The 24,657-nt window shown below is 51.9% G+C and carries 19 protein-coding genes; 6 read left to right on the top strand and 13 right to left on the bottom strand.

Annotated features, from left to right (window positions below; all coding sequences use genetic code 11):
* Window positions 1-240 precede the first annotated feature (240 nt).
* Complete coding sequence (locus CJP46_RS04210; protein WP_094594324.1) at window positions 241-1,071, bottom strand: helix-turn-helix transcriptional regulator; 831 nt, start codon at window positions 1,069-1,071, stop codon at window positions 241-243.
* A gap of 155 nt (window positions 1,072-1,226) precedes the next feature.
* On the opposite strand from CJP46_RS04210, the gene CJP46_RS04205 reads away from it, so the two are divergent.
* Window positions 1,227-2,630, top strand: a complete 1,404-nt coding sequence (locus CJP46_RS04205) for an MFS transporter (protein WP_094594323.1) — start codon at window positions 1,227-1,229, stop codon at window positions 2,628-2,630.
* A gap of 163 nt (window positions 2,631-2,793) precedes the next feature.
* Complete coding sequence (locus CJP46_RS04200) at window positions 2,794-3,060, top strand: hypothetical protein (RefSeq protein ID WP_179281023.1); 267 nt, start codon at window positions 2,794-2,796, stop codon at window positions 3,058-3,060.
* Window positions 3,061-3,072: 12 nt separating this feature from the next.
* On the opposite strand, the gene CJP46_RS04195 is transcribed toward CJP46_RS04200, so the two are convergent.
* Together CJP46_RS04195 and CJP46_RS04190 are read right to left on the bottom strand one after the other, a co-directional pair.
* Window positions 3,073-3,621, bottom strand: coding sequence for a GrpB family protein (locus tag CJP46_RS04195; RefSeq protein ID WP_256992177.1), 549 nt, complete (start codon window positions 3,619-3,621; stop codon window positions 3,073-3,075).
* Window positions 3,622-3,768: 147 nt separating this feature from the next.
* Window positions 3,769-4,596, bottom strand: coding sequence for a L,D-transpeptidase family protein (locus CJP46_RS04190; RefSeq protein ID WP_094594320.1), 828 nt, complete (start codon window positions 4,594-4,596; stop codon window positions 3,769-3,771).
* Window positions 4,597-4,870: 274 nt separating this feature from the next.
* Between CJP46_RS04190 and CJP46_RS04185 the strand changes: the two genes are divergently transcribed.
* Genes CJP46_RS04185 through CJP46_RS04175 form a run of 3 tightly spaced genes read left to right on the top strand, consistent with a single transcriptional unit; the run spans window position 4,871 to window position 7,968 of the window.
* Entirely contained in the window at window positions 4,871-6,130 is a 1,260-nt protein-coding gene (locus CJP46_RS04185) for an ABC transporter substrate-binding protein (protein ID WP_094594319.1), read from the top strand.
* 36 nt (window positions 6,131-6,166) lie between these two features.
* Window positions 6,167-7,129, top strand: coding sequence for a carbohydrate ABC transporter permease (locus CJP46_RS04180; protein ID WP_373557957.1), 963 nt, complete (start codon window positions 6,167-6,169; stop codon window positions 7,127-7,129).
* Between the two features lie 14 nt (window positions 7,130-7,143).
* Window positions 7,144-7,968, top strand: a complete 825-nt coding sequence (locus tag CJP46_RS04175) for a carbohydrate ABC transporter permease (RefSeq protein ID WP_094594318.1) — start codon at window positions 7,144-7,146, stop codon at window positions 7,966-7,968.
* A gap of 103 nt (window positions 7,969-8,071) precedes the next feature.
* On the opposite strand, the gene CJP46_RS04170 is transcribed toward CJP46_RS04175, so the two are convergent.
* The 10 genes from CJP46_RS04170 to CJP46_RS04125 form a co-directional block, all read right to left on the bottom strand.
* Complete coding sequence (locus CJP46_RS04170) at window positions 8,072-8,890, bottom strand: endonuclease/exonuclease/phosphatase family protein (RefSeq protein ID WP_094594317.1); 819 nt, start codon at window positions 8,888-8,890, stop codon at window positions 8,072-8,074.
* 39 nt (window positions 8,891-8,929) lie between these two features.
* Window positions 8,930-12,109: an Ig-like domain-containing protein gene (locus CJP46_RS04165; protein WP_094594316.1), complete on the bottom strand. Its 3,180-nt coding sequence runs from the start codon at window positions 12,107-12,109 to the stop codon at window positions 8,930-8,932.
* Between the two features lie 86 nt (window positions 12,110-12,195).
* Window positions 12,196-13,041 carry a SurA N-terminal domain-containing protein gene (locus tag CJP46_RS04160; protein ID WP_256992176.1) on the bottom strand — a complete coding sequence of 282 codons (846 nt, stop codon included), beginning with the start codon at window positions 13,039-13,041 and terminating at the stop codon, window positions 12,196-12,198.
* Between the two features lie 183 nt (window positions 13,042-13,224).
* Window positions 13,225-14,973 carry a glycoside hydrolase family 35 protein gene (locus CJP46_RS04155; RefSeq protein WP_094594314.1) on the bottom strand — a complete coding sequence of 583 codons (1,749 nt, stop codon included), beginning with the start codon at window positions 14,971-14,973 and terminating at the stop codon, window positions 13,225-13,227.
* 34 nt (window positions 14,974-15,007) lie between these two features.
* A complete protein-coding gene (locus tag CJP46_RS04150) occupies window positions 15,008-16,285 on the bottom strand; it encodes a Gfo/Idh/MocA family protein (RefSeq protein WP_094594313.1) in 1,278 nt (425 codons plus the stop codon).
* Window positions 16,286-16,303: 18 nt separating this feature from the next.
* On the bottom strand, window positions 16,304-17,191 hold the full coding sequence (locus tag CJP46_RS04145; protein ID WP_094594312.1) for a carbohydrate ABC transporter permease: 888 nt from the start codon (window positions 17,189-17,191) through the stop codon (window positions 16,304-16,306).
* A 14-nt stretch (window positions 17,192-17,205) separates the two neighbouring features.
* Window positions 17,206-18,096 (bottom strand): ABC transporter permease, encoded by an 891-nt coding sequence (locus CJP46_RS04140; protein WP_094594311.1) that lies wholly within the window; start codon window positions 18,094-18,096, stop codon window positions 17,206-17,208.
* Between the two features lie 111 nt (window positions 18,097-18,207).
* Window positions 18,208-19,938: an extracellular solute-binding protein gene (locus CJP46_RS04135; protein ID WP_094594310.1), complete on the bottom strand. Its 1,731-nt coding sequence runs from the start codon at window positions 19,936-19,938 to the stop codon at window positions 18,208-18,210.
* A gap of 120 nt (window positions 19,939-20,058) precedes the next feature.
* Window positions 20,059-21,393: a response regulator transcription factor gene (locus CJP46_RS04130; protein WP_094594309.1), complete on the bottom strand. Its 1,335-nt coding sequence runs from the start codon at window positions 21,391-21,393 to the stop codon at window positions 20,059-20,061.
* 13 nt (window positions 21,394-21,406) lie between these two features.
* Window positions 21,407-23,140, bottom strand: a complete 1,734-nt coding sequence (locus CJP46_RS04125; protein ID WP_094594308.1) for a histidine kinase — start codon at window positions 23,138-23,140, stop codon at window positions 21,407-21,409.
* Between the two features lie 302 nt (window positions 23,141-23,442).
* On the opposite strand from CJP46_RS04125, the gene CJP46_RS04120 reads away from it, so the two are divergent.
* On the top strand, window positions 23,443-24,492 hold the full coding sequence (locus CJP46_RS04120; protein WP_094594307.1) for a permease: 1,050 nt from the start codon (window positions 23,443-23,445) through the stop codon (window positions 24,490-24,492).
* The last annotated feature ends 165 nt before the right edge of the window (window positions 24,493-24,657 follow it).

Raw genomic sequence — 24,657 nt, 5'->3', positions numbered from 1 at the left:
GAATGATCTTGGCTGTCTTGCCCAGGATCCACCAGTCGACATCGTATATAAGCAGATGCTTTTCGACCCTCCTCGCCTCCTGTCAGGCTTCTGAGCGGTATCCAACCGCCAGCCGCCGCAATTGAATAATGTCCTATACGATCATATTCCAGCGCAGAGCCGCGAGTTACGGGAGGGGGTAAATATAGGACCAACTCAGCAAAAAAAGGCAGAAACCGCATGGGTCTCTGCCTTTTGCCTTTATTGTAGCAGTTTTTTCATTCTCAGCTTGGTTTCGTCATTGTACGGCAGGTTAACCGTGGCCCGAAGATCAAAAGAATCTTCGACCTGAAAGGTAATATGGCTGAATTCAAGCAGCCCTACGCGCGGATGGTGTATTTTCTTCCGGCCCTCCTTGACGTTCAGCACGTCATGCTGGGGCCACCATGCCCTGAATTCTTCACTTTCTTCGTTCAAGTCTTCAATCATCCCGCTCCACCAGGGATCCTCCACGTTCAGTCCGTATCCCGCACGAAACTGGGCGAGCCGAAGCCGGGCGTTTTTCTCCCATCCCTCGCCCAGAAGCTCCCTCGTATAAGGAGAAACGAACATTCTCCATACCGAGTTCCGCTCCCTTGCCGTCATCTGCTCATAATCGCCGAATACGAGCCGGGCCGCCTTATTCCAGCCGACGATATCCCAGCGGGAATTGGCCACAAACGCCGGATGTTCCCCCTGTTCGTCCAGAAACGTCTGCAGCAGCGGGCTGATCGCCATTTCAGGCTGCTGATAATGAAACGGGAGCAGGCCCGAGGCCAGCAGAAACAAATGCTTCGTTTCGTTCTCATCCAGCTGCAGCGCTCTGGCGATGCTTTCGAGCACCTGCGTGGAAACGGAGATATCCCTTCCCTGTTCAAGCCACGTATACCAATCGACGCTCACGCCTGCGAGCAGCGCCACCTCCGCCCGCCGGAGGCCGGGCGTTCTTCGTCTCCCCCCGCCGGAGAGACCCGCCTGCTCCGGAGTCAGCCGGGCCCGCCGGGTCTGCAAAAATTCAGCAAGCTGGCTCGTACGCCGATGCGTTGTCTCCATGTTAAGACCCCCATTTTCTACCCATGTGGACGAGACGACGGTTTCATAGGAGTCCCGCTCCTAGGATAAACCGCTCTCTTCATCCCTGTTTCCTCTGAATATACACTATACAACACATCGATGGGTTTGAAAAAGATCATGAGAGGGGTTATGAAATGAATGAAACATCGATCATGGCCGGCACCAAGCAGGAGGGCAAAAGAAACCGGTCCTCCTGGCTGCTTGCAGGACTGTCCCTCGGCTACTTCATCGTGCTGCTTGATACGACGGTCGTCACGGTCGCTCTGCCTGCCATCCGGGATGCGCTGGGCGGCGGACTCGGCGGGATGAGCTGGGTATCGTGCGCGTATACGATGGTATTTGCCAGCATGCTGCTGGGCATGGGGGCGCTGGCCGATCGGTTAGGGGCGGCCAGCGTTTTCTTGAGCGGGATTGTCTTGTTTATGCTGGCTTCGGTCCTCTGCGCCGTTTCGCCGGCCATTGGCTGGCTGATCGGCTTCAGGGCACTGCTCGGCGTCGGCGGCGCGGCCCTGCTGCCGTCTTCCCTGACGATCATTGCTGAGACCTTCACGGAACCCGCCCGGCGGGCCAAAGCGCTCGGCATTTGGGCGGCAGTGTCTGGCCTGGCACTGGCCGCCGGTCCGATCATCGGCGGGATTCTGGTCGATACCCTTGGGTGGCAGAGCATTTTTTTGCTGAACATCCCTGTGGGTATCCTCAGCTGGCTATGGACACGGGCCAACGTAGATTTTCCGGCCCGCAAACCAACAAAGTCCGGCATGGACCCGGCCGGTCAGCTTGCCGGCCTGCTGGCCGTGGCGGCATTGACCAGTGCCTTTATGGAAGGCGATGACCTCGGATGGGGATCACCCGCTATCCTTTGCCTGTTTGCCGCCTCTGCCCTGCTGATCGGCCTGTTCGTCTGGATCGAAAAGCGAAGTGGTTCCCCGATGCTGCCCCTATCCTTGTTCAAAAGCCGGGTGCTCGTGACCGGATTAGCGGCCGGCCTGCTCATTAATTTCGGCCTGTCCGGCGTGCTGTTTGTCATGACGCTGTATTTCCAGCAGCTCCATCGTTATTCCGCCATGGAGACGGGCCTTGCATTTTTAGCACTGACACTTCCCATGGCCGTGAATCCGATGCTGATGAGCCGTCTGATCAGCCGGTTTGGCGCTGCGCGCACCATCGGCACCGGATTTCTTCTCGCATGCACCGGTATGCTGATCCAGGCTATGCTTCCGGCGGACGCCGGGTATATCCCGGCCGGCATATCGCTGCTGCTGATCGGCTGCGGCATCTCATTTATTCTGCCTCCGCTCGTCTCCGTGGTGATGACCGCCGCACCGCAGGACAAGACGGGAACCGCTTCCGGGGCGCTCAACGCCTTCCGCCAGCTCGGGGCCACGCTGGGCGTGGCGCTGCCGGGCATTTTCATGGCAGCAAGCCCCGATTTGAACCATGGCGTAATGCGGTCCTTGCTGCTGACAGGCCTTCTGTGCCTGGCCGGAAGCTTACTGGTCTTCCGCTACCTCGGGAGCTCATCAACCAGATCATCTTAACCGAGCGAAGCGCCAAAAAGCGTGCCAGGGATTCCTTTCCTGCCGGCACGCTTTTTTAAGCATTTGGGCCAGCGCGCATTGACTTCCTCCATTTTGATGTGATAGCGCCCTTTTTGGAGCATAAGGAACGCATCCCGCCCACAACACGGCTTTGGTCGAAATCGTGTTCAACGCGAGGACACCGGATAACGTCCCCTATTACAAGCTTGGTGATGAGGAAGAAGACCCTCTGCTGCAGACATTGGAGAACATCCTGCGTGAGGGTCAGGAGCAGGGAGTCTTTGGGGATTTTCATCTTTCCGTCATGTCCAATATGATTCAAGGTGCGATCGGGGAATACATGCCGAATCCTGCAGTCATCGGCAGGGTCGACCTGGAGACTTACACCAGCGAACTGGTACGCATTATTCACCGGGCCGTCCAGGCGTAACGGGCAAGCGGCTTATTCCTCCCATACGTCTTCCAAGGGGAGCCCCCTCTCCTTTCTGGCCGCATCGACGACCGATTGGATAAAAGCCGTTTTGGCCCGGGTGTAAGCATTCATCGATTCAGCGCCCCGGGCTGCCTGCATTTTGACGGCTCCGTACTGCTCTACGAGTTCGGGATGACTGCGTAAGTAATCGCGGAGCAGGATTTCGTTGCGGGTATGGAACTGTTCGTCGTTAGGCATAAGATGAACGTTGTGCGTCCAGATTCCCTCCGTCGATTTGGCAAATAAATGCCTGCCGCGCATCCCGGCATGAACGTAAGTATAGCTGGCCGGATCCAGCAGAGCTTCGTAATAAGCAGCCGGACGGAACGGATTCACGCCGACGAACATATCGATCACAGGTTTTGCCTGCTGCCCTGGGATTGCCGTGCTGCCGACATGCTCGATCACTTCCGCACCCAACCCCGTTAAACCGGACAGCCGTTCTTTTTCCAAGGCGAATACTTCCGCCCATTCCGGCAAATAATCCACAATTTCGATCCCGTTTTTCAACTTATTCACCTCTTTGGTATTTTCCGCCTCAGCCGGCCGGATCAATCTGTGGCCGCTTCCGGGCTTTACCATCATACACACCCTGGGCCGATAGTTCCAGCCAAGTACTTTCCCCGATAACCAGCACAAAAAGCCGCGCCTTCGCGCGGCTGGGGCTTACTTACCCGTTGTTAGATTCACTGTATTGGATGCTCCATCCCATACGACCGAATATCCGGATATTTCCGACATGTTGCGGAGTGGAAGCATCAGCGAATTTCCCTGGAATCGGGAGGCGGTGATGTTTACCGTTTTGCCGTTCACGACAGCCTTGCCGGAGAGAGCCTTATGGGTAATCTTGCGATTCCCCATGTAGACCGTTACCGTTTGAGTGCCGGCATTCCATTCAACCGTCCCACCGAGCAGCTCGAAGCATGCGCGAAGCGGAATGAAAATACGGTTATCGGCCATAATCAAATCCTGCTTCAGCTGGGCCTCTTTTCCATTCACCACCAGCTTTCCGTCAAACGACTGCACGCCCACCGCATAGCCGTGATTTTGGGCGATCGTTTCAAAACTGAGGCTGGACGTCGTAACAATAGCCATCGTGTGAAGCGGTACCTGCTCGAACAGCCAGTGAATCTCGTCGTTGTACATGCGGATGCATCCCGCGCTGACGTACTTTCCGATCGAGTTTTTGTTGCTGTTGCCGTGGATGGCATACGTTGTTCCCATCGTCCCGTTGACGTTGAGGCCGATCCAGCGGTCGCCAAGCGGGTTGCGGGGATCCCCCCCAGGGATTTTTTCCTTGTAATACGGACGGTTTTTGATCTTGTTGACAATTTCAAACGTTCCTTCCGGCGTCAGCTCTGGCGACTTGCCCGTCGCCACCCTGAACTCTTTAACCAACTTTCCACTGGTAAAATACGCCAGTTTATTCGTCTTTTTATTGACGATAATGAGGTCTTGCGAGGCAATGCTTGCCTCGGCCCCGGCCGGAAACATCCAGCAAAAGGACACAATTAGAATGAGTGCTGCCGCGGCATAACGGCGATAAAGGTTGCGGACTGACAGTGGCGGACTCCCTCCCTTCAGATGGTAAACCCATATTCAATATATGGCGCGGGGGCGATGTCCTACGACCGTCTTATTTCAAGCAAGCGGTTCCAAAATGTTTTGTAAGCGTTTATAATGTTCGTAGAACGGACACATTTTAAGGATTTAAAGGAGTGATGATGCTGCTGCAGTACCATAAAGCCGCGATGGGAGGCCGAAAACGATGGCAAAATACCGAATCTTATTAACGTGTTTATTGCTTGTTGCTTTCATGGTTAGCGGATGTTCTAGCGGGTCTTCATCTAATAGTAAAGTGAAAACGCTTACTCTTTGGTACTGGAACCGGAGTCTGGACGACAATTTGATCAACGCGGTCCAGAAGCAGTTTCCGGGAATTCGCATCAACGCCCAAAAAATCGGGGGCGACTTCAAATCCAAGCTGAAAACGACGCTGGCTGCCGGCAGCGGCGGTCCGGATATCGTGGCCTTTAACGACTGGGTTACCGAGCTGTTCCCAAGCGCCGACCGTTTCTACAACCTCTACGATCTCGGAGCAAAGGACATCGAGGGAGATTACCTCGACTGGAAATGGCAGCTTGGGGTCACGCCGAAGGGCGAAATGATCGCCATGCCGATCGACACGGGCCCGACCGCATTATTTTACCGCGCGGATCTGTTCGAGCAGGCGGGGCTCCCAACCGACCCGGAAGAGGTTCATCAAATGATGGGCACTTGGGAGGACTATTTCGCCGCAGGCGAAAAGCTTCAGAAGGCGCTCGGCGGCAAGGTGAAGCTTCTGGACAATATCGGCCAGGTGTATACCCAGGTCAACGCACAGTCGGATAAAATTTATTTTGATAAAAAAGAAAATTTCATTGGCGAGGATCCCTCCTCTTCCATGAAGAAGGCATGGGACCTGGCGGTCAAAGCCTCCCAAATGGGCCTGCTCGCCAATGCCAGCACGTTCTCCTCCGAGTGGAACGCCGCGATGAACAACGGCAAGATCGCTTCCTTCGTGAGCGCCGTATGGGCGAAGCAAATCCTGATGGATGCGGCCCCGGATACGGCCGGCAAATGGCGCGTCGCGAGAGCTCCGGGCGGAGACGGCAATAACGGCGGTTCCTTCCTCGCCATTATGAAAACGAGCAAATACCCTAAAGAATCCTTCGAGGTGATGAGTTGGCTCCTCAATCCGGAAAACCAGGTGACCAGCTTCAAGGAACTCAACCTGTTCCCTTCCGCCACCAAGGCGCTCGATTCGGACGTTATGAAGCAGAAAGAGGACTTTTTCGGCGGCCAGGCTACCGGTCAAATTTTCACGGAGTCCGCGCGCAACGTGAAGCCCTCCTATTTCGGGACGAAATATGCCAACCTGAACGGCATCGTGAGCCGCGAGCTGTCATCGGTCGCCCTTCAAGGCAAGAACCCGGATAAGGCTTGGGAAGATGCACTATCCAGAGTGAAAAAGGAGCTGCTGCGTTAAACGGTCATACCATCCCGACAATGGAGGTAGAGTCTTATGGGTCAACCATTACAGAAGCGAACTCAATTCGATCCCGGCAGCTCCATGCAGGTGCCGGAGCGGAAGCGGGGATTGGGGTCTGAAATATGGAAGCACCGGAAAGAATACCTGGCCATCTCCCCTTTCTATATTTTGTTTGCCGTCTTCGGCTTGTTCCCGATCCTGTTCTCGATGTATCTTTCTTTCCAGAAATGGGACGGCATCGGCGTCATGACCTTTAACGGTCTGAACAATTATCAGTTCATGGTCACCGATCCCGAATTTTGGAAAGCGGTCGGCAATACGCTCCTGATCTGGATTTATTCGACCATTCCGATGCTTTTCTTCGCGCTCATCATCGCGTTTTTGCTGAATGCGTCGTTCGTGAGGTTCCGTACCTTCTTCCGGATCGGTTACTTTCTGCCGAACGTCACTTCACTTGTTGCGGTAGCGATTGTGTTCAGCACCGTATTCTCCAACAACTACGGGCTGCTGAACTACTTCCTGTCCCTGTTCGGTATTTCCCCCGTGGAATGGCTGAACAAAACCTGGGGCATCCAGCTGGCCGTGTCCATCATGGTCATCTGGCGCTGGGTCGGATACAATGCCATCATTTATTTGGCGGGACTCCAGAGCATTCCTACCGTCCTTTATGAGGCCGCCAAAATTGACGGAGCCACCGGCATCCAGTCCTTCTTCCGCATCACGATCCCGAATTTGCGGCCGATCATTCTTTTTACCGTCATTACTTCTACCATCGGAGGCATGCAGATCTTCACCGAATCGCAGGTGCTCGTCGGCAACGACGGCGGCGTCAGCGGCGGGGGTCTAACGATCGTTCTCTACCTGTACCGGGAGGCATTCGTGAACAATTACTTCGGCTACGGCTCTGCCGTCGGCTGGGGCATGTTCATATTGATTGCCCTCTTCTCGATCATCAACTGGCGGGTAGTTCAGGGCGGCGGTGCCAAAGATGAATAAACGGGGTGATACGCATGGTTAAAAGGAAGTCTTCTATCCTGCTGTATATCGGACTGATCGTCGGACTCATCGTTTCCATCTTTCCTTTTTACTGGCTGGCCGTCATGGCCACGCGTACGACTGCGGAAATCTACAGCTTCCCGCCCAAGTTCTGGTTCGGGACGCAGTTTATCAGCAATGTGACACGGGTGTTCGAGAACATCGATTTCTTCGGCGCGTTTCTCAACACGCTGTTTGTGGCCTGCTGCAGTACCTTGCTGGTCCTGTTCTTTGATTCCTTGGCAGGCTTTACGTTTGCGAAATTCAAATTTCCAGGCAAAAAGTGGCTGTTCGTCCTGCTGCTCGCCACGATGATGGCGCCGTCGCAGCTATCGCTCGTTCCTTCTTTCGTCATCATGGCGAAGTTCGGGTGGGTGGGCTCCTTCAAGGCGCTGATCATTCCCGGTATGGCCAATGCCTTCGGCATTTTCTGGATCCGCCAGTACGCGGAGGAATCCGTTCCTTCCGAGCTGCTGGATGCCGGCCGGATCGACGGCTGCGGCTTCTTCCGGCTCTACTGGAACGTCGCGATTCCAATCCTTCGCCCGGCATTATCTTTCCTGGGAGCGTTCACCTTCATCGGATCCTGGAACGATTATCTCTGGCCGCTGATTATTCTGAACGACGAGCGCAAATTTACGCTGCAGGTGGCGCTCTCCTCCCTGAACGGAATTTATGTGACCGATTATGCGATGGTCATCGCGGGCACGCTGCTGGCGGTTATCCCGCTTATTATTCTGTTCCTGTTCGTCAGTAAGCAGTTTATTTCCGACATTGCGGCCGGGGCGATTAAAAGCTGACAGGCTTGCTCTGTCAAATGAACCCTTGGCAAATGTATGAAAGAAAACCCGCCCGGATGGGCGGGTTTTCACGTTTTTTATAAGCAGCTGCAGCAATGGGCCATTATCGCTTGAATCCTACGTCGACGGCGATCGGCCGGTGATCAGAAGCTTCCGTACCGATCACTCGTTGATTCGAATGCTGAACTTCAGGCGACGTGACGATGTAATCGATCGTTTCGGACGGCTGGTCGGCCGGAAACGTATAGGCATCCTCAACGCCTTGAAAGCTGTTGACGAATAAACCGCTATCTAACAGAGCCTGAACCTCTGGACTGCCCGGTTTCGCATTAAAATCACCCATGAGAAGCTTTGGTCCCTTAGCAGAGGAAGCCAGGTTAACGATTTCCTGCACCTGCGCCTTACGGCTTGCGGCATCGAGTCCCAGATGCGTATTATACACATCCACATGGATTCCCCGTAAATTGACCACCGCATGCAGAACGCCGCGCTGCTCATCGCCAAAGCTGCTGAGCAGCACGTTGTCTGACCGGAGGATCGGATACTTGCTCAGAATGGCGGTCCCATATTGGCGGTTGTTCGCCTGGCCTTCCGCCGGTTCCAAGTCCAGATTGGCACCGTATGCGTAGTGGTAGCCGAGCAAGCCTGCTAATTCCTTGGCTTGGTCTTGGAAGTCGCTCCGCTCCCCGAAAAACCGGTCCACTTCCTGAAGGCCTACGATCTCTGCACCGGAATCCCGGATCACATCCGCAATCCGTTGCAGGCTAAGCTGTTCATCCAAACCGACGCCATGATGAATATTGTAAGACATCACGGTAGTGCGAACTTCCTTGCCATTCCCTTGACCGGCCGCCATGGCGCTCGTTGAAAACAAAGATACGATCAGCAGGCTGACGATCGATGAAATGAAGTGTTTTTTCATGAATAACTCTCCCTTCAAAGGTTAGATGATGACCTCGCGTTAATGAAGAAGCGATTCCGCGTCGCGAAGCAGGTACTTCGCAGCGTCGATGGATACATGATTTCCTTTTTGAGCACTAATTTCATGGATAAAGCTGTTCACATTTTGTTGTTGCAGCTTTTTCAGCAAGCTGTTCGTAATCCCTTTGTTGTTAATCCAGCCGACTTCTGCAAAACGCTGAACCAATTCCTCGAGAGCCGCGTAACTTGTTTTCACTTCAAAATCAACGGACTTTGCGCTGGCATTCCCCGCCAAATCACTTGCTTTCACGGTGAACGTATGCGCTCCAAGCGCAAGCTCGTACATCGGCATGTCGCTTAAATCCGTCAGAACTTTTCCATCCAGCAGGACTTCCGTTTTCGCGTTGTCGACACCGGTCCCTTCGTCCGATATTTCAAATCTCGGTTGGAATACTCCTGTCGTTAATTCAGTTGCAGCTACAGGGCCTAGCATGATTTCGGGCGCTGTCCAATCGACGGTTATTTGGCTGGCAGCCTGAAAACTGCCGTCTTCCGTCGTTGCCGTAATAACAGCCTTCCCCTCTCCTACTGCCTTCACCCTTCCTTCAGCGTCTACCTCAGCCACCCGGCCATCATCCGTACTCCATGTCACTTTTTTATTGGTTGCGTTATCAGGAGTAACCGTTGCGAGTAGTGCCGCACTACGATCGGAAGCCGCATTAAAAAGTAGCTCCGGCCGGTCCATCGAAATGCTCGTGACGGGTACGTTTTCAGGGGTATATTCAACGATAAGCTCATTCAGAGCGATGTTTCCCCACACCCGGTTCCCATCGTTCACTTTCAGCCGCAGCTTATACGCATGAACGGTTGGAAACGTAACGGTCTGGCTTTCTTTGGTGCTGTCATTCAGCTTCCATTCGACCGATGCATCGGGTAATGCGGTCATCCAGCGGCTGCCGTCGTAATACTCCACGTCAAACTTGGTAATGCCTTGACCCACGCCGAAAAAGGTAACCAGCGTGACCTTGTTGACAGGTACCGGATCATGTCCGTAATCGAGCGTAATATAACCCGGGAAAGTTAGGTTGACGTCGCTTCCCCATGCCGAGTTCAGATTGTTGTCAATGATGTTAGTGATCGTGCCTGCCCCAGTGGGGAAGGATGTGGTGACCATATCTTTGGACAAATCCGGATTGTTATATATTTCTAGTTCGTTCAACGTGATCCTGCCGGACTCCGCATTTCCTTCATGCACCTTCAATCGGATTTTGGAAAAACGGGTGAGCGGGAACTCGACAGATTTGATCTCATTCGAGCCGTCACTCCTATCCCAGGACAGATGAATATGGGTTCGAATGGGCACCCATCCTGAACCGTTGTCATATTCAAGATCGAAGTCCGTGATCCCCGATTGTTGCCCGGATCTCGTATTGATCTTCAATTGATTGGCAGAAATGGTTTGATCGCCAAAGTCGAGCGTGATATATCCCGGAAAAGAAGGCGAAGCCTCGGTAGACCAAGCGGTGTCGTAAAACTTATCGTTAATATTTCCGATCGGCTGTGAAGACAGCGAACGGAACGTCGTGCTTGCGACAGCCTGAGGAGCCAAGTCATCAACCGGCGTGCTGACCGGCCGGATCTGATCGACGTCGATCGGGTCAGGCATAGAACCGGCTGGAGGGACACTGCCTTCATATTCGTGTGCACCGATATCCGGAGCCCCATTGTATAACGGATTGCCGAAATAATCCCTGTCTCCATTTTCATTGATACGAATGCCTGCGCCGATCAAAGGAGAATCGGCTAGCAGCTTATATCCGTCGACGGTATCCATTCCATCCGCTCCGCTGCCTGGATTCGCAAATTTCGGATCGCCGGTTACCGGATGGGCATCGGCCTGAACGAGCGTTTTCCCCCCGTAATAAGCGTTGTAGTCGAACGTTTGCCCCCTCATATCCCAGCCTTTATCTCCGAGGCTGTAATATACATTGTTGAAATTTTTAATGTTACGCGGAGCGCCGGATGCCTTGGTGAAATAGTCGCTCATGACCGGGTTTCCGGATGATTTGCCGACGTAAACCGTATTATTGTAGTTATACACATTGTCGATTGAACCGCTGTACCGGAAAATGCTTTTTCTGTCATTTTGACTAATGTTATACCTAACGACCGTATTGATCGTGTCATACGTATCGTTTACAAAAAGCATGAATCCGCCTGCATTATCATGGCTGTAGTTATACTGGACGAGCGAACCGATGTTTCCTGCGTCCACGTCGAAGCCGTGACCGTCTTCAGCGCCGTTGACGCTGGCAAAAGATTCGTTGAATTGGACGAGATTGTTGTCCGAATAAGCCCACCAGATGGAAGCATTGGTCGCCAGGTATGTAGCCTGCCCTACCGTATTATGCTCAACGACCGCTCCATCCGTTACGTTCCATGCAATCCCGCCCGTAGCGGCTCTGAGGACGGTGTTGTTGGATATGGTCACATGAGTCGAAGGTGTCCAAAGCCCGTATGGCTTCGGCACCCATGGCCATAAATCGCCCATTCCATAACGCAGGATGCAGTTGGAACCAATGTAAATGCCATAGGCATCCACGTCCGTCAGCATATTGCCGTCGATCAGGACGTCGTCAAAGGCGCTGGGCGTCGTTGACCCAACCGAGTCGAAAATAATACCGCCGGATCGTGTCGTATAAGAACCGTCTACATCATGAATGTTTAAATTTTTAATATGAATATGATGCAGCAGTCCCGCTTCTTCATTTAAGATGTAGACGCCTCGACGCTGCCCGCGCGGGTTTTGCCAGTCTCTGTCAAAGGGCAATGGGGATCTGTTCGTCACTTCTAAGTTGTTGATCTCCCAATACTGCTGATTTTTTAAAAAGACGGCTTCCAGCTCTGACGTCACACCGGCGATTAGCGGCTTGCTGCCTTCTCCATACTTATCGATGATGATGGGACTTCCCTCTTCGCCTGAGCCTTTGGGCCACAGCCTGCCATTCCAGCTTTCCCCGGCTTTAAACAAAATCTTGTCACCTGGGGAAAAGGTAGTTGCGTTCACTTTGTCCAATGACTTCCAGGCGGAATCTTGGCTTGTTCCGCTATTCTGGTCGTCCCCTCCCGTTCGGTCCACGTAATAAGTCGTCCCGGATGCCATCACGGCCTGCGGCAAAGCGGTAAAGAAAGAACAAACCATGGAGAAAATCAAAGTCATGCAGAACACTTTTCCTCCCCATTTCCTCAAAAAACATCATTCCTTTCATTTTATAATGTATGTAATGCCAAATAGGCGCTACATCGTTACATTGGTAACGAATCATACTGCTCCTGGTTTAATACGACCTTTGCTTCTGAGACCCGTTCGCGGACATACCCCTCGTATTTGTGATCGATATAGTCTTTGACTACTTGGTCTCTCACAGCATCGAATGCCGGATCTTCCGGTCTTGCGCTTTTTTGAGATTCGTAAAACCGCTTCAGCTGCTGTTCATCGGGCTTCCATTCATGCGCCATAAGATCGTTTTTGACGGATACCACCGCATTCGTCATGACATATTCAAAATAAGCTTCCTCACTGTATTGAGCAGGTCCGAAAACTACCTGATGATGGTTGATTGCGGTTTGCCTTCTCTTATTTTCGCGCTGGAGAGATTGCACAAAACTGTCATCATCGATATCCTCCAGCACCCCCTGCTCCTGCGCAATGATTTGCTGTATTTTGATGTTTACGCTCGCTTCCAGCGCTCTTTTTTTGATCATCTCCAGCGGAATTTCCCCTCCGTAAGCTGTAGTCCAAAACGCCGGCGACAGGTCAGCATCATATTTCTCATGAAAATAGCTAATGACCCCGGCTTTAGTTGCTGTCATCGCTCTGCGAAATTCGTTGATATGAATGGGTACACCGTTCACCGTCGCGATCACCTCAGCGTGATGCTTCGTCTTTGAAAACCCGGACCCAACTGTGAATAAAACGATCACGGAACCTAAGACCAACAATCCGGCTATAATCAGCCATTTGGGACTGCCCAAATGATGTACGACCTTGACCATAAGCATCCCTCGCCTGCCTATTTTTTTATGATTTTGCAAAAAACAATGGCCTTTACCTAGACGTGCTATCATTATAAAGCCCGAAAGAAAGCGCATCCATTTCTCGTTCTTTACAAACCTTTCACTTTCTTTACCTCATGGATCTGGTGGTGGATGCATCAGGGGAACTTAAGCTTTGGAATTCATCGCATAGGTCGGCTCAACGCAAAAAAAACTCTAAGCCTGATCAATGATCAAGCTTAGAGTTGCAAGGAGCCCGGCTCCAGATCCGTAAAGCGGCTATCCTAAATCTGGCTGCTCACCAAAATCAATTTCCGGCAGCTCCGTACCGTACAATTCGAAAACAACGATTTCGTTGGCACCCTCCCGCAACAGCGGCCCCGGCACATACAGCGTTGACTGCGGCCCGGTGTTCCAATACCGGCCCAGGTTGAAGCCATTGATGAACACGACGCCCTTCGTCCAGGCGTTCAAGCTCAGAAAAGTGTCTGCCTGTTCGTGAACCTGCAGCTCCCCACGGTAAAAGGCGGGGCCTTGCTGCGGTTGCAGCACGTGAAAATCGAGACCCGACAAGTCATTTAACGGTAGGGGGTACGTCGTCCAGTCCGATAAAAACTGCCTTCCGTGCCGCACGCCCTCGGTGATACCCTTCCTGTCTTTCATGTACGGGCCATAATTGATCCGGCCCATATTCTCCACGAGCAAAGTAAGCTGTACGCCGCCCGCCGGAACCTCGAACTCGATTTTCGTACCGGACTCGCTCCGGTCCAATGTGCCGACAAGTTCCCCGTTCAGATAGACCAGAGCGCGATCGCGAAGGTCTTGAACGAACAGTTCCTCCTTAGGCCTCGGGCCGGGGATAAACGTACTGTACTGAATAAATCCGTAGTTCTGGCCGAGCTTCTCCATCGGTTCGGGATAGGGGGAGCGCACCGCCGCTGAAATCCGGTCCAGATTGTCGGACAAGGCCGCAAGCTCCGTCATTGCCACTTTGCCGTATGCTTTCTTGGCGATGGGATCCGGCAGCTCGTTTGCTGCAAACGGCTTATGTTTCGCGATGATTTCACGAACGGCAAAATATTTGTCCGTAGGCTCACCGCTTTCATTTAACAGCGCATCATAGTCGTAGCTGGTGACCGTTGGTTCATAGCTGTCTTCCGTATGGCCGTTGGCTCCGCTCCAGAAGCCAAAGTTCGTACCCCCATGGAACATATAAAAATTAACGGATGCTCCAAGGCTCAGCATTTCATCCAGAACCAAAGCGGCATCCGCCGCCGGACGGGTATGATGCTCTTCGCGCCAGTGGTCAAACCAGCCGTTCCAGAATTCCATGCACATGACCGGCGCGTCGGGCTGGTACTCCCGCAGCTTCTCGAAGGATTCCCTGGCGCGGGACCCGAAATTGACCGTTGCCAGTACCTCTTCCACCATCCCGCCCTGGAGCATGGCGTCTTCCGGGCCATCCGAAGTAAACAGAAGCACGTCCATCCCCCGGCTGACCATCGCGTTTTTCAAATAGTTCAAGTACTGCTTGTCGTTGCCGTAACTTCCGTATTCGTTTTCGATTTGCAGCGCAATCACCGGGCCCCCCTGAGTACAGAGCAAAGGCTTCAGCTTAGGAAGGAGCACATCATAATAGTCATCGACATGGTCAAGGAACGGCTGATGGTAACAGCGCAGGCGCATATCCGAATCCGCCAGCAGCCAGGAAGGCAACCCTCCGAATTCCCATTCCGCGCAAATGTACGGAGATGGCCTAACGATGACATAGAGACCGAGGCTGCCCGCCAGCTCGATAAATTTCACCAAATCAGAAAAGCCTTCAAATTGGAACTTCCCTTTCTGCGGTTCATGCATGTTCCAGGGCACATACGTTTCCACGGTGTTCAAACCGCAGGCTTTCAGTTTGATGAGCCGGTCTTCCCAATACTCCGGTACGACACGGAAGTAATGAATGGCCCCCGACAAAATTTGAACCGGCTCATCATTCATATAAAAAGTAGATCCCGAATATCGAAATGTAGACATAAGTTCCTCCCGTGTTTATGTTGAAGACATGCCATTAAATGAATTGCTCGCGGGCGCCATAACGCTGTTCGAACTCCTTCAAACGAATCACCTCGCCGGCGATTCTGGACTCTTCAGCGGCGAACGCCATCAGATGGCTCTGGACGGACCGGTCGGCAGACGTAAGCCCTTGAGCTTTGGCGTCAGCCCGTACCAATTTGAGGAAATCGCTCATCAGCTTCATATCGCCGCCGCCATGGCCGACATGGCCACCCATGTCCTCGAACGTAATCCGTTCGACTTTGCCGCTGCCGAAATGGATGATTTCGATTTCGTTTTTCTCCATCGCTCCGCGGATCTCTCCGGTCGTGCCCATCAGCTTGATCGTGCGGCTGACATCTCTGGTAAATGCGCTCATCGTAAACGCAGCCATGACACCGCCCTCAAACTCCAGATTCACGACCTGGTGGTCGACGACGTCGTTATCGCAATGGTAAACGCATCTGCCATACGGCCCTTCCTGCAGCGCTTTGTAACGGGCTGCGTAGCTCATGTCGTCGCTGATGGCCGACGTCGGCCAGTTCGTATCCTCGGTTAAATATTGATCAGGCGCGTAATAAAGGCATTCATCAGCGACCGGACAGCCGTCCAAACAGCGGAGCGGGGCTCCTTCCGGCGTTTCGGAAGCCGTAAAATGGCTGAGGGTGCCGAAGGAAGATACTTTGACGCAATCCGAACCGGCAAGCCACAGCAAAATATCCAGATCATGGCAGGATTTGGCCAGAATCATCGGACTGGAGTCCTCCTTACGGCGCCAATTCCCCCTAACAAAGCTATGGGCCTGATGCCAGTAACCCACATTCTCATTATGCTGGATCGACATCAACCGCCCGATGGCACCGCCCGTCAGCAGGCTTTTCAGCGTTTGGAAAAAAGGCGTATACCGAAGGACATGGCAAATGGAAAACACAAGGCCGGATTGTGCAGCCTTCTCCCCCATCCGCATGCACTCCTCGGGATCGGGTGACATCGGTTTTTCCAGCAGCACATGATACCCCGCCTGCAGCGCCTGCATGGTCGGCTCAAAATGCTGTTTATCCTGGGTACAGATCAGCACGGCGTCGGCCAGCTTTGGGGCTTTAAATAAATCGTCCCAATGTTCAAAGCACATCGAATCCTCCAGCCCGTGTCTCGCTTGAAAGCTTTCCCTCCGTTCCTTGAGCGGCTCCGCCACGGCAACCACTTCAAGCTCATGCGGATGCGACAGCGCATATTCCAAATAGTTGATGCCGCGCAGACCTGCGCCAATCAATGCAACTTTCACTTTTTTCATTCCTTCCTCCCCCTTTCGTTATTCCTTGACGCTTCCCACCGTCATCCCTTTGACGAAGTATTTTTGCAGGAACGGATACACGACCATGATCGGCAGCGCGCCCATGAAGATCTGCGCCGTCTGCAGCGTTTTCTCGCTCAAATTTTCCATCGCTTTGATTTGTTCAATGGAAACGGAAGTCATTTGGGAATTGATCGACATAATGAGTGTGGACAAGTACGTCTGCAGCGGATATTTCTCCGGTGAATTCAAATATAAAATGCCGTCGAACCAGGAGTTCCAGTGGCCTACGATCGTAAACAAGCCGATGGTCGCGATGGACGGCAAGGAGACCGGCAAATAAATCCGCCATAAAATTCTCCAGTGTCCCGCACCGTCGATCGTGGCCGCCTCATCCAGCTCCCGCGGAATCGTGCGGAAGAAATTCAGCATCAGCACCATATTCCACACGTTCAGCGCTCCCGGCAAAATCAGCGCCCAGATGGAATCGATCAAACCCGTATTTTTCACGATAATATACGTTGGAATAAGACCTCCGCCGAAAAACATCGTAATGGCGAAGAACCAAACATATACCGTCCGATACTTAAACTGGTCTGCCGACTTGGATAACGGATAGGCCGTAATAAAGCATAGAAGCATATTGACCGCCGTCCCGAGTGCTACCCGCTCAATGGAAACCCCAAGCGAACGGAAAAACTCCACTTTTTGTCCCAGGTACCGGTAAGCATCAAAATTGAATCCAACCGGCCACAGTTTGACCTCGCCGGCCATCGCCGCCGTATTCGAACTGAGGGAAACGGAAAGGAGATGAATAAACGGAATAATGCCAAGAAGCGTAATCGCCGTCAGCAGCGCCGAATTGAAAATGACGAACATTTTTCTGCTCAAAGTTGGTTTGTGCATCTCTCTGCCTCCAGCTAAAAAATGCGATAATTGTTGTATTTATAAGCCGCATAATAAGTTAGCGACACCAAAACCAAAGATATCGCGGATTTAAACAGTCCGACGGCGGCGGCAGGTCCGAATTGCTGACTGAACATACCAAGCCGGTAAACGAACGTATCGATGATATCCGCTCCCTCATATACGGTCGGGTTATACATGATCAGAATTTGCTCAAAACCGGCATTTAAAATCCCGCCAAGGCTTAGGACTCCGAGTAATATCAAAATCGGTGCCATGCCCGGCAGCGTAATGTGAATCATCTGCTTCCATCTTCCCGCACCATCGACCTCGGCCGCTTCATACAGCGTGGCATTGATTCCGGTGATGGCGGCGAGCATGACGATCATGTTATAGCCCATCCCTTTCCAGACGTCGGACCCGATCACGATGCCGCGGAACCACTCGTTATCCAGCATGAACATGATCGGCTTTAGTCCCATTGCCGTCAGCAGTCCGTTCACGGGACCGCTTAGGGAGAACAGTTCGATAATGACGCCGCCAAGAACGGTCCAGGACAGAAAAAACGGCAGAAATACGGCCGACTGGATAAAGCGGGAAAACCACCGCTTGGTGACTTCATTCAGCAGCAATGCCAGGATTAGCGGAACAAGCAGAAACAACACCATTTTAATGACCGCGATCACGATCGTATTCCAGAGCACCTGCTTGAAGTCAGGCATCGCAAACACATATTTGAAATTGTCAAAACCAACGAACTTTGAATGAAAAAAACCGGAAAGCGGCTCAAACTGCTGGAAAGCCATGACGAGTCCGGCCATCGGGCCGTATGCATAAATCAGCGTCACGAGGACACCGGGCAGCAGCATGAGGTGAAGTATATATTCCTTTTTCAGCGTTCTCACAGATGGACCTCCCCGTTCAATCGTAAACGGGAGGAATCGCCGGTACCTAAGCAGGCTCCTCCTCCCGTTTTCACTTTACTTCAGGATTGCTAGCGGCAATCGCAATTCGATTTATTTCGCAGCCTGTTGACTGTACCAGTCGTTAACCTCTTTGGTAATTTGATCGCCGCCAAGGGATTTCCAGCTTTGAACGAACTTGTCGAACTCGTCCAGCGATCCGCCCAAAATGATTTTTGTAAAGGATTCCTGCATCAGCTTATCGAGCTGAGCGCCTTTTTCAACCTGCGTTTCTGTCGGCAGACCGAAGAACTCGTTGTTTACGAAAGCTCCGCTTTCCTTGATCTTTCGCGTCGTTCCCCACCCGCCGTCTTTTGCCGCGCGGCTGAAGTATTGGCCCCAGTTTACGCCTTTGGTGGCGTTAGCCGTGTTGCCTGCAAGGTAATCCTGGGCTGCTTTAAAGACATCAGCCACATTTTTGTAGTTCTCATCATCAAGCGTAATTTCGGTCTGCTTTGCATCCAGAGCCTTGTTGACTTCCGTGTAGATCGTATCGATTTGGGCCGGGTTGTAGATCCGCGGATTAAACCAGTTGTAGACGTATCCGTTTTCCGCTTTGTTTTGTTCCATGTATTTCTTTTTGCCTTTTTCGATGTAGAAGTTGATCATTTTAATAGCAGCTTCCGGATTTTTCATTTTCTTGTTGGCGGCATATACTTTTCCGCTCCGGATCTTAGGCACAAGCGATTTGCCTGGACCGTCCAGACCCGGAATTTGAATGGCAATCCACTCTGCCTTCGGATCCTTGTCCACGTTCAGATTCAGCGGATAGTTGGGATACCACCATTCCCCGTATACGATGCCGACTTTGCCTGCCGTAATGTCTTCGACTGCCTTGTTCTCATCCTTCAATGCGAACTCTTTGTCCAGTATGCCGTCCTTATACCAGGATTGCAGCTTTCCAAGCGCATTCTTCACTTCCGGCTGAATTAAACCGGGAACCAGCTTGCCGCTGCTGTCCTTGATCCAGGCGGATTGATTGTCGCCAATCGACGGATACGCCCCGAAGCCGTTAAAGAAGCCTCTCAGATCATAAGCCCAGAAGAACAGGTTTTTTTGCAGCGAAACGCCGTACGTGTCGTTTTTGCCGTTTTGGTCCGGGTCATTTTGTACAAATGCCTTTGCAACCTTGTCCAGATCATCCATCGTTGCAGGCGGCTGCAATTTCAGGGTGTCGAGCCAGTCCTTACGTAGCCATAGCAGCTGCGTCGACAGGAACGGATCTTCGAATGCGGGTATACCGAGCAGCTTTCCGTCTTCGGAGAACGTCTTCATGGCAAAACCGCCGTCGGATTCCATGTATTTCTTCAATTCCGGAGAAGCGTAATCGTTATAGGCTTCGGTCAGGTCTGCGAGCATGCCCTGCTTTTTCAGCTTTTCGAAGTTTTTCTGGTCCAGCTCCATAATATCCGGCAGGTCGGCCGAAGCCATCGCTAACGAGAACTTTTGCTCGAATTGACTGGATGGAACGGTCCATTTGTATTTGACTTCGATGTTTAACATGTCTTTCAGATCTTTGAGGTAAGCATTTTGATCCGGCGTAATGCCTTTCGGCGTCCGCGGGTCTTCCGGCGGGTTATACCCCAGAACTTCCGTGACCGTTACCGTTTCAGGGTATTTGCCAAGCGGCTCGGGCGGTGCGTCCGTGCTCTTGGTTTCTTCCTTGGATGCCGGGTCCGCAGCTGAGGTTGCCGCCGAATCGTTCCCCTGGCTGGAGCATGCCGTGAATAACGAAAGAGATATCGTGGCAAGCAAAAGCATTTTCCATGTCTTGTTTAATTTCATAATGATGGCCTTCCCCCTTTGTATGCTGTCATCTTGTTATCGCTCTACGTCATTCATTATAGATTCCAAAGGAAAGCGCTATCAATTTTGAGTTTTTTACTTTGCTTTCACTTTTTTTACTTATTTGGAGTTCCGGTATTCTTGGGGAGAAATCCCCATTTTTTTCTTGAAAAATGTCGTGAAATAGGAATGCGAATCGAAGCCGACCCGAGCGGCGATGTCGATTAACTTTAAGTTTGTATGCTGCATAAGGTGAAGCGCGGACTCCAGTTTTTTCGACTGGATGTATTCCTGCAAATTTTGTCCGGTCATTTGTTTATAGTAGCGGGACAAGTAGGACGGATTGAAATGGACGTGCTCTGCGATCGCCGTCAGGGACACGTCACCGGATAAATGGTGCTGAATGAAGTTCTGAATCTGGTTGATTACCCAGGATTTCATATCTTCCTGTTTCATCTGCCTCGGATCGAGCGAAGACTTCTGATGGGCCTGTTCAATATCGATCACGATCATCTTCTGACCAAGCGAGGCTCTGGACTCCAACGCACCGAGCAGCGCGTTGTACTGGTCCTGGATCGTCTCCCAGCCTTTGCTTAAATCGCCGGAAACCCCGAATGACACCGATGCGCCAAGCAGGCGTTCGCATTCATTTTGCACCAGTTCCAATATCCCCTTCATATACGCCATGAATCCTTTCCAAGCCGGGGCCTCCGGATCAGGGTGCTGGAAACGGCCAAGCAGTTCCGCCTGCGGCTGAAGCAGCCACGCAACCCTATGTTCATCTGTAACGGAGGGCTCATAGGCGATCGAATCAGGCAGGTTATTATTAAACGCTCTTTGCACGGATTCCAGCGCTTCTTGTGCTTTCAAATCCTCAATGTTGTCGAGACTGCCGATCACTAAAAATGACGGTTCTTCCGTGTTCAGCCGAAAATCCAGTTCTTCGTACCTTGGGTCGGTCAGAAGCGAAGCCGCGGATTCTCCCTTCAGCATTCTTCTGACACGTTCGTTTTTCAATACAGGAGCGGCGATTTGAAAATGCATATTTGCTTTTTCTTCCCGGACTCTGCGGCAGTTCTCCTCGTCAAGTTTATGGCAGGCTTCCGCGACGGCTCGAAAAATCGGGTCGATGCCTTCGGTTTTCAATATGTAATTGTCCGCGCTCTTACGCAGCGCAGCCTGAACGTAATCAAATTCGCTGTAACCGGTCAAAAAAATGATTCTGCAGTGCGGCCAATAGTAGGCGATTTCGTCGACCAGCTGCAGTCCGGTTTTTTGGGGCATACGGATGTCGCTGACAAGAATGTCGAGCTTCATCTTTTTGGCAGTGTTTAGTGCTTCCGCGGCGGAATAGGCTTTACATACATCAAGTTCGAATTCCGTATTTTCCTGAAAAAGCTGAATGAGCCCGTTTACGATGACCGGCTCGTCATCCACGATCAACAATCGGTACATGATGCTGCCTCCTTTATGTCTCAGGTATTATGATCAGGTTGATTTTTAAGCCGCCGTGTCTGCTTCTTGACGCCGTTAACCCGCTCCCCGGCCCGTATTTGAGCTTGAGGCGGTTATTGACGTTGATCAATCCCGTGTTCTCGATCGATTTTGAATCGGTGGCGAGCTTGCCGCTCAATTGTTCGATCATGACATCGGTAGCCAAATTCCCGTTATCTTCGACCGTAACGCACAGTTTCCCTTCCCGGTATTCCGTACCGATGTAAACTTTTCCTTCCATCATGCCGTCTTCGAAGGCATGCTCAAACACATTTTCCACGATCGGCTGAATGATCAGGCGCGGCACCGTAATCGTGGCGGGAACTTCCGTCTGCTCTTCGTATTCGAAACGTACCCGGTTAGAAAAACGGATGCACTGGATATCGCAATAATCGAGCGCATGACGGTATTCCTTATCAAAAGTCACCTCGTCCGCACCGCTTCTCGTAATGTACTGGTAATAGCTGCCGAGACGCTGGGAGAGCTCAGCCGCGCTGTCCGAATCGCCTACTTTGCACATCATATATATATTAAAAAAACTGTTGTACAGAAAATGCGGATTGATCTGGGATTGAAGCTGCTTGAGCTGGGAGCGCTGCAGCGCTATTTTTTGCTCGTAGTTATCCTGGATCGAATTTTTGAGCTTGCGTGCCATATTGTTAAAGCTGTTGAAGACGTAATGGAACTCATCCTTCGTTTTGGATTCAATCATGATGTTCAGATTGTCGGTCTCGATCATATGAAATGCCTTGACCAGCTTCGTTAAGGGTCTGTGGATCATCAGATTGACGGAAAAAGAGTAGAGAACCATAACGATGATCGCGATGATAAACAGGGTGTAGAACCATGTGATAAATTGGCTCAACGGGCGTGTGATTTCATTCTGATTCACATACATGACAAGCGATAAATGCAGCGAACTAACGTCATTTGGAGTAATAAAATAATTCACGCCATGTATCTTTCGCATCTCTGGCGCATCCGGTTTATGCAGGCTTTCCTCACCTAACAGCCCCAGAATCGAACTGGGTTCGCCCGGCTCCTGCGCAGTCGTCAGGACAGTTCCCGCTTCTTTATCCCCGAGCAGCACTTCGGATTCCGGATACAAATTGGCGATTTCCCTTAAAGCCTCCAGCAGCTTGGGTCTGGAAATCTCGATATAGGACCAGACGGCGCCGTTATTTTCCGTTTCGATGAAAAAGATCCGGCTTCCGCTCCTATAGAACGATGGTTTTGGCGTAACGGCCATGAGCGACGAGATCAGCTTCATTTCCTCATTAGGCGTATTGGTCACGCCCGAGTCCGTGGAGATGGTTTTCCCGACGGCTTCGACGTACACGCCCGCATTCACTACATATTCGCTGGAAACCGTGAGTGTGCCAAGCCGGTCCCGAACTTGATCGATCAGCTCCACCTCTTCATAATTCTCCAGCATGCTGCCCCGGAAGCTGAGTTTCTGAAGATCTTTGTCGTTTAACAGCTGGAGCTGCAAATTTCGGATAAAATACATTTCTTTATCGAGCTGCTTGCTGTAAAAAGACGCACCGGCCAAAGAAGAGTTCAATATCGCATCCTTGGTAATGGACATGCCCTTATAGTTAAGCCAAATATTCATTGAAATGAGCGGAAGCAAAAATAAAATAAAAACAATGACGATTTTCTGATACACGTACCATCGTGATGCCTTTCCCACAGACTGCAGCTTCATGCTCTACCCCCGTTTGTCAATTGTCGCCAATATACATTCCCTCAGCACACTCATGCAACTTTCTTTTTTCGACAAATATCTCGTTACGGTTATTGCTCATGGATCAATAATTCAGCGAAAAAGGCCCACTTCCTCCTCGGGTTCTCCTTTTATGCACGATAAATGTCCTCGAGTCGGCCTTATCCAGGGACTTATTGCCCGGATCGTTCCGTTTTATGATATAATAGATTGCTTGCAATTTAGATGAATTTGTCGAAATTGCTGCATTCCATATTTCAAATACGCTTGGAGGATAGATCGCCATGACACCCGCTAGTCCAAATATCCAAAGACAGAATCACAAGAAGACCGTACTGCTCGTGGTTCTGTTTATTCTGATCGCCGCCATCGGCTTGTCCTATGTCAAATGGTGGCCTTATTATCAAAAAGCGTTCAAAGCCGCGGCCGAGCACAGCATCGGATCGTCCATTCTCGGAGCGGACGGATCGGCTCCATCGTGGCACTCGGCGATTTCCTACGCGGAGACGTATTTTAAATCGGTGTGGAAAGCAGCCGTGCTCGGCATTCTGCTCGGTTCGCTGGTCCAGGTGCTGCTGCCCGTCCAGTGGCTGTACAAGCTGCTTGGCAAAACGACGTTTAAAAGCACCCTGATCGGCGGGGTAGCCTCCCTGCCCGGCATGATGTGCACTTGCTGTGCCGCACCCATTGCGAGCGGACTGCGCAAGCGCAACGTATCCGTCGGGGCGGCGCTCGCCTTCTGGCTCGGCAATCCGCTGCTGAATCCGGCAACGCTCATCTTTATGGCCTTCGTGCTGTCCTGGAAGTTTACGCTGATGCGTATTGTCCTGGGACTGGCCCTCACGTTCGGCGTCAGCTATTTCGCGAACCGCTTTGCCGGCTCCTCCGAGGTGCCCGAGCCGCTGGAGGAAGCGACGGCCGTCAAGGAAATCGACCGCGGACCGTTCCTGCTCCGCTGGGCCAAGAGCCTCGGCATGATGATTCTAAGCGTCGTTCCGGCTTACCTGATTGCCGTCCTGCTGCTGGGTGCGTTCCAGTCCACCTTGTTCCCGGTATGGGTTGGGGGCGGAATCGCCGCCATTATCCTGTTCGCCATTGTCGGCACGCTGTTTGTCATTCCGACCGCTGCCGAAATCCCGATCATCCAGTCCTTTTTATCTCTGGGCGTCGGTACGGGCCCGGCCGCTGCGCTCCTCGTGACGCTCCCGGCTGTGAGCCTGCCGTCGATGCTGATCGTGGCCAAGTCGTTCCCGCGGAAGGTGCTGCTGTTCGTATTCGGCGCGGTGATCGTGACCGGACTGATCAGCGGTCTGCTGGGCGCTTGGCTGCTGTAATCGCGGTAAATCGCATATCAAATCAAAGCAATCCATCCACAGGAATTTCGTGGATGGATTGCTTTTTTTGTATGGGATGAATGAATTAGAGGCCAAAGAGAAATTCCGGTAATTTTTTAGTTGACAACTCAACATTATCGCGTTATCATTTCCGTAGATTAAGTT

The sequence above is a fragment of the Paenibacillus sp. XY044 genome (assembly GCF_002257645.1).
Classification (GTDB): Bacteria; Bacillota; Bacilli; order Paenibacillales; family Paenibacillaceae; genus Paenibacillus_AQ.
Note: the sequence above shows the minus strand (reverse complement) of the source record. Positions and strands in the feature narration are given on the sequence as shown.

Bases quoted from the DNA above. Each gene is read 5' to 3' on its own strand.
- CJP46_RS04190 (WP_094594320.1), bottom strand. From the start codon at position 4,596: ATGTTTCCGGCCGGGGCCGAGGCAAGCATTGCCTCGCAAGACCTCATT.
- CJP46_RS04180 (WP_373557957.1), top strand. From the start codon at position 6,167: ATGGGTCAACCATTACAGAAGCGAACTCAATTCGATCCCGGCAGCTCC.
- CJP46_RS04175 (WP_094594318.1), top strand. From the start codon at position 7,144: ATGGTTAAAAGGAAGTCTTCTATCCTGCTGTATATCGGACTGATCGTC.
- CJP46_RS04185 (WP_094594319.1), top strand. From the start codon at position 4,871: ATGGCAAAATACCGAATCTTATTAACGTGTTTATTGCTTGTTGCTTTC.
- CJP46_RS04135 (WP_094594310.1), bottom strand. From the start codon at position 19,938: ATGAAATTAAACAAGACATGGAAAATGCTTTTGCTTGCCACGATATCT.
- CJP46_RS04210 (WP_094594324.1), bottom strand. From the start codon at position 1,071: ATGGAGACAACGCATCGGCGTACGAGCCAGCTTGCTGAATTTTTGCAG.
- CJP46_RS04130 (WP_094594309.1), bottom strand. From the start codon at position 21,393: ATGTACCGATTGTTGATCGTGGATGACGAGCCGGTCATCGTAAACGGG.
- CJP46_RS04170 (WP_094594317.1), bottom strand. From the start codon at position 8,890: ATGAAAAAACACTTCATTTCATCGATCGTCAGCCTGCTGATCGTATCT.
- CJP46_RS04155 (WP_094594314.1), bottom strand. From the start codon at position 14,973: ATGTCTACATTTCGATATTCGGGATCTACTTTTTATATGAATGATGAG.
- CJP46_RS04205 (WP_094594323.1), top strand. From the start codon at position 1,227: ATGAATGAAACATCGATCATGGCCGGCACCAAGCAGGAGGGCAAAAGA.
- CJP46_RS04125 (WP_094594308.1), bottom strand. From the start codon at position 23,140: ATGAAGCTGCAGTCTGTGGGAAAGGCATCACGATGGTACGTGTATCAG.
- CJP46_RS04145 (WP_094594312.1), bottom strand. From the start codon at position 17,191: ATGCACAAACCAACTTTGAGCAGAAAAATGTTCGTCATTTTCAATTCG.
- CJP46_RS04165 (WP_094594316.1), bottom strand. From the start codon at position 12,109: ATGACTTTGATTTTCTCCATGGTTTGTTCTTTCTTTACCGCTTTGCCG.
- CJP46_RS04120 (WP_094594307.1), top strand. From the start codon at position 23,443: ATGACACCCGCTAGTCCAAATATCCAAAGACAGAATCACAAGAAGACC.
- CJP46_RS04160 (WP_256992176.1), bottom strand. From the start codon at position 13,041: ATGCGCTTTCTTTCGGGCTTTATAATGATAGCACGTCTAGGTAAAGGC.
- CJP46_RS04150 (WP_094594313.1), bottom strand. From the start codon at position 16,285: ATGAAAAAAGTGAAAGTTGCATTGATTGGCGCAGGTCTGCGCGGCATC.